Raw genomic sequence first — 7604 nt, 5'->3', positions numbered from 1 at the left:
GATCGGAACGGCAGACGACCCGGAGGTCGTCGCCCGCGACCTGGGCAGGGTCAGCGGGCTGTGCACCCACGGGTCCGATCTCTACCTGTCCGCCGTCACCGACCGCGGCGCGGTGATCCGGAGCGCCGACCGCATCATCTGGACCTGGCCCGATCAGCGATCGGCGGGAGGGTGCGCCGCGGCCGAGGACTCACTGGCACTCGCGTTGCCGGACGGCGAACGCGCCGACGCACTCCCCCTCGCGGGTGGGGCGGCACGGGGCCAGCCCGAGGCCCTGGCCGAGGGGCGCTACGGACGGATCACCGGTCTGGCGGCGGTCGGTGACGGGGTGTTGCTCGGAGGGACGACCAACAAGCGTGGTGGCTCCCCTGTCCCCACCGACGATCGCGCCGTCATCCTGCCCCGGACCGGTGGCGGAGGCGGCGACGCCCGGACCTGACTCGCGGTCTGGTGGGGCACCTCACCCGGCGGGCCACATCTCGTCGAGGCGATGGAGGGTGGCGCCGAACAGTGCCGCGGTCTCCCCGGCGCCGGGAGACGAGAGAAGTCACGGAGCATCACGTCGACCAGGGGGCTCGGGAGCGTCGGGAGGACGCGTCCGAGGAGACGTGCGAGGGTGGCCGGCAGATGCCGGATCCGCACGTCCGCGCCGTTCACCCGAGTGACGAACTCGTCCACGGAGAGGGACTGCGGTCCGGCGAGCTCGAAGATACCGGTCGGGGTGGCGTGGTCCAGCGCCGCGTGGAGCAGGGCCTCGGCGACATCATCGCGAGCGATCCAGTCATAGCGTTGGGTCCCCGGCCCGAGGACGGTGACGGGCCGTCCCCCGAGGAGAGCATCTCCGTGACGGTGGGCCCGGGTGCGTCGGGGGTGCCGAAGATGTGCGCGGCGCGGAAGACGACCGCGGGAATCCCACTCGCGCGGATGAGTCCTTCTGCGTGGGCCTTGTACCGCAGGTACGGGTTGGTCGAGGTCTCATCCGCCCCCAGGTACGACAGGAAGACGACGCGGCGCACCCCTGAGTCCTTCAGTGCGGTCACCGTGGCGCGCACCGTGTCGAGATTCGCCGACTGGTAGGTGTCGGGCCGCCTCGGGAACAGGGCCCCGGCCAGATGCACCACCGCGGACGCTCCGACCGACGCCGTGGCCACGTCGTCGCCTCGTCTCAGCGCGCGGACCTCGTTCGGCAGCCCGGCCAGTCGCGCCCGAAGCGCGGTGCCGACCTGGCCGGAGGCGCCGGTGATGACCACCGGTCCCGTGCTCCACTCCCGCTCGGCCACCACGTCACCCGCTTCCGTCCCCACAGTGCCTCTCGGCACCTGCGCACCAGAAGAACACACCCCGTCCCGGGCTCGCAAGGACCCCCGGGGCTGTCACCCGCAGGCGGCGATCACGAGCTCCTTGACCCTGGCCGGGTCGGCCTGCCCGCGGGTGGCCTTCATGACCGCTCCGACGATCGCGCCGGCGGCCTGGACCTTTCCGGAGCGGATCTTCTCCGCGATGTCCGGCTGCGCGGCGAGGGCGTCGTCGACCGCCTTCTGCAGGGCGGAGTCGTCACGGACCACCTCGAGGCCCTTGTCGGCCACGACCCGGTCCGGCTCACCCTCACCGTCGAGGACCGCGTCCACGACCTGCCGGGCGAGCTTGTTGGTGAGCGTCCCCTCCGCCACGAGCTCGATGACCCGCGCCACCTGGGCGGGGGTGATCTCCAGCTCCGGCAGGCCCACGCCGCGCTTGTTGGCCTGCTGCGAGAGGTAGGCCACCCACCACGACCGGGCCTCGGTGGGGGGCGCGCCGGCGTCGACGGTGGCGAGGATCAGGTCCAGCGCTCCGGCGTTGACCAGGTCGCGCATCTCCTCGTCCGAGACACCCCAGTCGGCCTGCACCCGTGCGCGGCGCAGCCACGGCAGCTCGGGCAACTCGGCGCGGATCCTCTCGACCAGCTCGTCCAGCGGCTCGACAGGCGCGAGGTCGGGCTCGGGGAAGTACCGGTAGTCCTCGGCGGATTCCTTGGGCCTGCCCGCGGTGGTGGTCCCGTCGGACTCGTGGAAGTGCCGCGTCTCCAGCACGACCTCCCCACCTGAGGACAGGACGTCCGCCTGGCGGCACATCTCGTGACGCACGGCGACCTCGACGCTGCGCAGGGAGTTGACGTTCTTGGTCTCCGTCCGGGTGCCGAACTCGGTGGCGCCCTTGGGCATCAGTGAGACGTTGGCGTCGCACCGCATCGACCCCTGGTCCATACGGACGTCGGAGACGTCGAGACTCCGGAGCAGATCGCGTAGAGCGGAGACGTACGCGCGGGCGATCTCGGGGGCACGCTCCCCTGCTCCGACGATCGGCTTGGAGACGATCTCGATCAGCGGAACGCCGGCACGGTTGAAGTCGAGCAGCGAATGCGTGGCCCCGTGGATCCGACCGGTGGCCGAGCCGACGTGGGTGGACTTGCCGGTGTCCTCCTCCATGTGCGCCCGCTCGACCTCGACGCGCCAGGTGGTGCCGTCCTCGAGCTGGACGTCGAGGAAACCGTCGTGGGCGATCGGTTCGTCGTACTGCGAGATCTGATAGTTCTTCGGCTGGTCCGGGTAGAAGTAGTTCTTCCTCGCGAAGCGACTGTACGGCGCGATCGAACACCCGAGGGCCAGCCCGATCTTGATCGCCCATTCGACGGCCTGCCCGTTGACCACCGGCAACGCCCCCGGCAGACCGATGCACACCGGACACACCTGGGTGTTGGGGTCCGCTCCGAACGCAGTCGGGCACCCGCAGAACATCTTGGTGGCGGTGTGCAGCTCGACGTGCACCTCCATGCCCATGACGGGATCGAAACGTGACACGACCTCGGTGAACTCCATGCGGAACAATCTAGCCGAAGAGGCAGGCGGCCTCGCGGTAGCGGTCCTCCGGGACGGTCTTGAGCACGGCGACGGCCTCGGCGACCGGCACCATCTCGATGGACTCCCCGCGCAGCGCCACCACCTGACCGAAATCCCCGCGGTGCACCGCATGCGCGGCGTGGACACCGAAACGGGTGGCCAGGACACGGTCGTATGCCGTGGGGGTCCCCCCGCGCTGGATGTGCCCCAGCACCGTGGTGCGGACGTCGCGGTTCATCCGGGAGGCGATCGCCGTTGCCATCTGGTCCGCGACACCGGTGAACACCTCGTGACCGAACTGGTCGGTCCCGCCCTGCCGCAACGTCATCCCCGAGCCCTCGACGGGTGTGGCGCCCTCCGCCACCACGCAGATCCCGTACGCCTCCCCCATCTGGAAGCGGCGCTTCATCACCTTGCACACGTAGTCGATGTCGAACGGCACCTCGGGGATCACGATCATGTGCGCCCCGGACGCGAGCCCGGCGTGGAGGGCGATCCACCCGGCGTGCCGACCCATCACCTCCACCAGCATGACCCGCTCGTGGGACTCCGCCGTCGTGTGCAGGCGGTCGATCGCGTCGGAGGCGATCGAGACCGCGGTGTCGAACCCGAAGGTGTAGTCGGTTCCCGCCACGTCGTTGTCGATGGTCTTCGGGACGCCCACCACCGGCACACCGTTCTCCGTGAGCCACCGCGCCGCCTTCAGCGTCCCGTCGCCACCGATCGCCACCAGCGCGTCGAGGGAGTGGCGCTGCAGGGTCCGCCGGATCTCCGGCAGGCTCCCGGTGAGGATGTCCGGGTTGAGCCGGCCAGTTCCGAGGATCGTGCCCCCGCGCAGCAGGATGCGGTCGATCCCCTCGTCGTCGAACAGGGGCACCGCACGGTCGTGCACCAACCCGGACCACCCGTCCTGGAAGCCCAGGACGGGTGAGTCGTACTCGGAATGGGCGGTCCGCACCAACGCGCGGATCACCGCGTTGAGTCCGGGGCAGTCCCCGCCTGCGGTCAGCACGCCAATACGCACGTCGGACTCCTCTCGGTTCTCCCGCAGTCTAGGGCCGGGACCTGGTCACCGTGCCCGGCTCCGGTGACTGTTCACCGGTACGAAACGCCATCGTCGCCACTCCTCCGAGCAGGACCACCACGGCGGGGAGATACATGGCGTCCGCCACCGCCTGCCCTATGTCGCCGTGGACGACCAGCCGGGCTTGCATCACCGCACCGATCGCCGCGGAACCCAGGACCGCACCCACCTGGCGGGTGGTGTTGTAGACCCCCGAGCCGGCTCCGGCGGAGGCGAGCTCGAGGCGTCGCATCGCGGTGGACGATGTGGGCGCCCAGACACACCCGTTGGCCACCCCCATCAGGGCGATGGGTCCGAGCAGCACGGGGATCGAGGTCTGCGAGTCCATGACCAGAGCAAGCCAGAACAGGGAGATCGCGTAGGAGAAGTACCCGATGCCCGTGAACAACCGCGGGTCGATCCTGTCCGCCCACCGCCCGACGACCGGGGCGAGGACACCCGCGATCAACGCCATCGGCAGCAGCATCAGACCGGCGCGCGTGGGGCTGAGGTCCTTGACGCCCTGGAGGTAGAACATCAGCGGGACCATGGTGCCGGCGGTGACGAAGCCGATGGTGGAGACTCCGAACGTGCCGATCGAGAAATTCCGGTCCCGGAACAGGCGTAGAGGTACCAGTGGCTCCGTGCGCACGCGCGACTGCCACCAGACGAACGCCGCCAGGCCCGCCGTCCCCGCGATGATGAGCGCGAGGGTGGTCCCGCCCCAGCCGTGGGACTCGCCCTGCTGGATGCCGAACACCAGCAGGAACATACCCAGGGCCGACAGGGCGATCCCCAGCCCGTCGTAGGAGTGCGACCGGGTCTCGAGCCTGGGGACCCACCGCCAGACCAGCACCACGGCCAGGACGCCGAAGGGGATGTTGACGAAGAAGATCGCGCGCCAGTCGAACGCGTCGATGAGGACACCACCCAGGACGGGTCCGACGACCGAGGCGATGCCCGCGACCGCCCCCCAGATCCCCATGGCCGCCCCGCGACGCCCGGGCGCGAAGACCCTGGTGATCACGCTGAGCGACTGCGGGGTGAGCAGCGCGGCACCGAGTCCCTGGAACACACGCGCGACGATGAGCGTCTCGATACTGCCCGCGAGACCACACCACAGTGATGCACCGGTGAACAGGACCAGTCCGGCGATCGAGACCGCGCGGGGTCCGATCTGGTCACCCAGACGACCGGTGAACAGCAGCGGTACGACGTAGGCCAGCAGGTAGGCGCTGGTCACCCAGATCACCTGGTTGGTCGACGCGCCGAGTTGTGTGACGAAGGCGTCGGTGGCGACCGCGACGATCGTCTGATCCACCAGGATCATGAAGAACCCGATGACGAGCGCCGCCAGGGCCTTCCATGCGTCCCTCTCGGGGACCGTGGTCACGCGATCGGGCCTCTCGCCGCCTCGAAGGCGGCACCCACCCGGTACAGGCGGTCGTCGGCCAGCGCCGGGGCCATGATCTGGAGGCCCGCCGGGAGCCCGTCGACGAGACCGGACGGAACGGACATGCCGCAGTGCCCGGCGAGGTTGAGCGGGAGGGTGCAGAGGTCGAACTGGTACATGGCCACCGGGTCCTCGACCTTGGCCCCCAGCGGGAACGCCGTCGTCGGGGTGGTGGGCGAGACCAGGACGTCCACCTTCTCGTACGCGGCGTCGAAGTCGCGCGCGATGAGCGTGCGCACCTTCTGTGCCTGACCGTAGAAAGCGTCGTAGTAACCGGCCGAGAGGGCGTAGGTGCCGAGCATGATGCGGCGTTTGACCTCGGGACCGAACCCGGCTTCGCGGCTCGCCGCCATGACCTGGTCCGCGGACCCCTCGCCGACCCGCAGGCCGTAGCGCATGGCGTCGAACCGGGCCAGGTTGCTGGAGACCTCGGACGGGAGGATCAGGTAGTAGGCGGGCAACGCATAGCGGAAGTTCGGGCACGAGACCTCGACCACCTCCGCACCCAGGTCCCGCAGGGTGTCCACGGAGGCACGGAACGACGCCTCGACCCCCGGCTGGTACCCCTCCCCGGCGAACTCGGAGACGACGCCCACGCGCACACCGGACAGATCTCCTCGCGCTCCCTCGCGCGCCGCCCGGACCACGTCCGGGACCGCCACGTCGAGACTGGTGGAATCGCGGGGGTCGTGTCCGGCGATCACCTGGTGCAGGAGGGCGGTGTCCTCGACCGTACGACCACACGGTCCACCCTGGTCGAGTGACGAGGCACAGGCCACGAGGCCGTACCGGGACACGGTGCCGTAGGTGGGCTTCACGCCCACCGTGGCGGTGAGGGCGGCAGGCTGGCGGATGGACCCGCCGGTGTCGGTGCCGATGGCGATCGGGGCCTGGTGGGACGCCAGGGCAGCGGCGGAGCCACCGCCGGACCCGCCCGGGGTGCGGCTGGGATCCCACGGGTTGCGGGTCGGGCCGTACGCCGAGTTCTCGGTCGAGGACCCCATGGCGAACTCGTCCATGTTCGTCTTGCCCAGGATCGGGATGCCCGCCTCCCGGAGCCGCGCGGTGACCGTGGCGTCGTACGGGGAGCGGTAGCCCTCGAGCATCCTCGACCCGCACGTGGTGGGTGCGTCGGTGGTGGTGAACACGTCCTTGAGGGCGACCGGGACCCCCGCCAGCGGGCCGAGTTCCTCTCCGGCCGCGAGACGGGCGTCGACGGTGCGCGCGGCCTCGAGTGCCTCGTCGGCTCCCACGTGCAGGAAGGCGTTGATCTCTCCGTCGACCTCCGAGATCCGGTCGAGGTGTGCCCGGGTGACCTCCTCCGAGGACACCTCCCGCGCGGCGATCCGGCCGGCCAGTTCAGCTGCGGTGGCGGTGGTGAGTGAACTCATGCCTCCTCCCCCAGGATCTGCGGGACCTCGAAGCGCTGCTGGTCCGCGGCCGGGGCCTGGTCGAGCGCCTGCTCCGGGGTCAGGCCGGGGGTGACCACGTCGGTGCGGTACACGTTGGAGATCGCGGTGGGATGGCTCATCGCCGGGACATCGTCCGCTGCGACCTCGGACACGGCCTGCACGTGGTCGAGGATGTCGGTGAGCTGTCTCGCGAACGAATCCAGCTCGGAGTCGCTCAGTTCCAGGCGGGAGAGCCTGGCCAGATGCGCGACGTCCCCGCGTGAGATCGAGGTCACGTGTGTAGTCCCTTCGGCGTGGCGTGTCGGTACCGGCCCAGCCTAGTCAGGCCGTCAGAGTGCGGCACAATGGGCGCCATGTCATATCTGCTCCGCGTCCTGCTCCCCGATCGACCGGGCAGCCTCGGCTCCCTCGCGGTCGCCCTGGGGACGGCCGGCGCGGACATCATCAGCCTCGACGTTGTGGACCGGTTCGACGGGGTGGCCGTGGACGACATCGTGGTGAACGTTCCCAACGGGACCTTCCCCGACACCCTGATCACCGCGGCCGAACAACTCGACGGGGTCATGGTGGATTCACTTCGGCCGTTCGGCGGGATCCTCGACGCGCACCGCGAGCTCGAGCTCATCGACGCGGTGGCAGGGGCGGGGGCCGGCGCTGACCAGATGCTCGCCGACGAGTTGCCCGCGGCGCTGCGCCTCGGGTGGGCGCTCGTGGTGGAGGAGACGACCGATGGATGCCGGCTGGTCGCTCGCGGCGCCGCCGCACCGTTGTGGGACGGGGGCCGGGTCGAGGCGGTTCGC

7 protein-coding genes and 1 pseudogene are annotated in these 7604 nt (G+C 70.2%); 2 read left to right on the top strand and 6 right to left on the bottom strand.

The window, feature by feature from the left end; genetic code table 11:
- Positions 1-439: pseudogene (locus G6018_RS04190) on the top strand (oxidoreductase); the annotation flags it as partial.
- Positions 440-653: 214 nt separating this feature from the next.
- On the opposite strand, the gene G6018_RS04185 reads toward G6018_RS04190, so the two are convergent.
- Genes G6018_RS04185 through gatC form a run of 6 tightly spaced genes read right to left on the bottom strand, consistent with a single transcriptional unit; the run spans position 654 to position 7079 of the window.
- Entirely contained in the window at positions 654-1319 is a 666-nt protein-coding gene (locus G6018_RS04185) for an NAD(P)H-binding protein (RefSeq protein ID WP_182610880.1), read from the bottom strand.
- 54 nt (positions 1320-1373) lie between these two features.
- Positions 1374-2855, bottom strand: coding sequence for an Asp-tRNA(Asn)/Glu-tRNA(Gln) amidotransferase subunit GatB (gatB, locus tag G6018_RS04180; RefSeq protein ID WP_182638846.1), 1482 nt, complete (start codon positions 2853-2855; stop codon positions 1374-1376).
- Positions 2856-2865: 10 nt separating this feature from the next.
- The gene (locus tag G6018_RS04175) at positions 2866-3900 is read right to left on the bottom strand and encodes an ATP-dependent 6-phosphofructokinase (RefSeq protein ID WP_182615866.1); all 1035 of its coding nucleotides are present in this window, start codon (positions 3898-3900) and stop codon (positions 2866-2868) included.
- A 28-nt stretch (positions 3901-3928) separates the two neighbouring features.
- The gene (locus G6018_RS04170; RefSeq protein WP_182638844.1) at positions 3929-5332 is read right to left on the bottom strand and encodes a DHA2 family efflux MFS transporter permease subunit; all 1404 of its coding nucleotides are present in this window, start codon (positions 5330-5332) and stop codon (positions 3929-3931) included.
- Positions 5329-6783: an Asp-tRNA(Asn)/Glu-tRNA(Gln) amidotransferase subunit GatA gene (gatA, locus tag G6018_RS04165; RefSeq protein ID WP_182638842.1), complete on the bottom strand. Its 1455-nt coding sequence runs from the start codon at positions 6781-6783 to the stop codon at positions 5329-5331. Before gatA ends, G6018_RS04170 begins: the two co-directional genes overlap by 4 nt.
- Complete coding sequence (gene gatC / locus G6018_RS04160; RefSeq protein ID WP_182638840.1) at positions 6780-7079, bottom strand: Asp-tRNA(Asn)/Glu-tRNA(Gln) amidotransferase subunit GatC; 300 nt, start codon at positions 7077-7079, stop codon at positions 6780-6782. Before gatC ends, gatA begins: the two co-directional genes overlap by 4 nt.
- A gap of 78 nt (positions 7080-7157) precedes the next feature.
- Here gatC and G6018_RS04155 point away from each other — a divergent pair.
- Positions 7158-7604, top strand: a 447-nt coding sequence (locus tag G6018_RS04155; protein WP_182638838.1) for an amino acid-binding protein, incomplete at its 3' end; no start/stop codon positions are given.

The organism is Dietzia sp. DQ11-44, from assembly GCF_014145205.1.
GTDB classification, from domain to species: Bacteria; Actinomycetota; Actinomycetes; order Mycobacteriales; family Mycobacteriaceae; genus Dietzia; species Dietzia natronolimnaea.
The sequence above is the reverse complement of the archived record's forward strand: the minus strand, read 5'-3'. Positions and strand labels throughout refer to the sequence as shown.

What these genes read in the sequence shown, in the direction of transcription:
- gatB (WP_182638846.1), bottom strand. Translation starts at nt 2,855, where the DNA reads ATGGAGTTCACCGAGGTCGTGTCACGTTTCGATCCCGTCATGGGCATG.
- gatA (WP_182638842.1), bottom strand. Translation starts at nt 6,783, where the DNA reads ATGAGTTCACTCACCACCGCCACCGCAGCTGAACTGGCCGGCCGGATC.